The 615-nt window shown below is 51.5% G+C and carries 2 protein-coding genes; both read left to right on the top strand.

The features are described from left to right. The first annotated feature begins 62 nt into the window (after window positions 1-62). Window positions 63-401 (top strand): hypothetical protein, encoded by a 339-nt coding sequence (locus tag GMA8713_RS26210; protein ID WP_062715583.1) that lies wholly within the window; start codon window positions 63-65, stop codon window positions 399-401. After that, window positions 398-556 carry a hypothetical protein gene (locus GMA8713_RS27625; protein ID WP_157515819.1) on the top strand — a complete coding sequence of 53 codons (159 nt, stop codon included), beginning with the start codon at window positions 398-400 and terminating at the stop codon, window positions 554-556. Before GMA8713_RS26210 ends, GMA8713_RS27625 begins: the two co-directional genes overlap by 4 nt. Window positions 557-615: the final 59 nt, after the last annotated feature.

Raw genomic sequence — 615 nt, forward strand, 5'->3', positions numbered from 1 at the left:
ACGATCATAACGTTCCTGAATTTCGCTCAAAAGGCGGTCAAAGTTAACATATAAAAACTGGAGTGGAAAAGGAGGAAGGAGGAGAGGGGAGAGGTAGGAAGAGAGGGAGGAGAGGAAGAGGGGAGAGGAGGGAGGGGGGAAGAAGAGAGGGAAAAGAGAGAGAAAAGAAGAGAAGAAGAAAGGGGAGGAGGAAAAAAATCAGAGGAGAAAAGAAGAAAGTCAGGAAGGAGGAGAAAAAAAGAGAGGAGGGAAGAGAGGGAAAGGAAAGGGAAAAAAGGGAGGAAGAAGGGGGGAGGGGGGGAGAGGGGGGAAGAGGGAAGAAGAGGTGGAAGGGGGAACAGGTAACCAGTCGGGGGAGAGAGGTTGTTGGGACGCACGACACCTTGCAGGGATCTGGATGATGACGAAAGGAAGGGAGGAAGGGGGGGAGAGGAGAAAAGAGGAGGGGGGGGGGAAGGAGGGGAGGGGAAAAAAAAAGGGAGAAGGGAGGAAGGGAAAAAAAGGAGGAGGAGGAAGAGGGAAAGAGGAGGGAGGAGAGGATGGGAAAAATAAATGAGAAGAGAAGAAAAGGGGAAAAAGTGGGTGGGGAGGAGGAGGTAAGAATAATTGGAGGGG

Origin of the sequence: Grimontia marina (assembly GCF_900060185.1) — a bacterium.
Lineage (GTDB): Bacteria > Pseudomonadota > Gammaproteobacteria > Enterobacterales > Vibrionaceae > Enterovibrio > Enterovibrio marinus.

Excerpts from the sequence above, each read along its gene's own strand:
- GMA8713_RS27625 (WP_157515819.1), top strand. The coding sequence starts at position 398 with ATGATGACGAAAGGAAGGGAGGAAGGGGGGGAGAGGAGAAAAGAGGAG.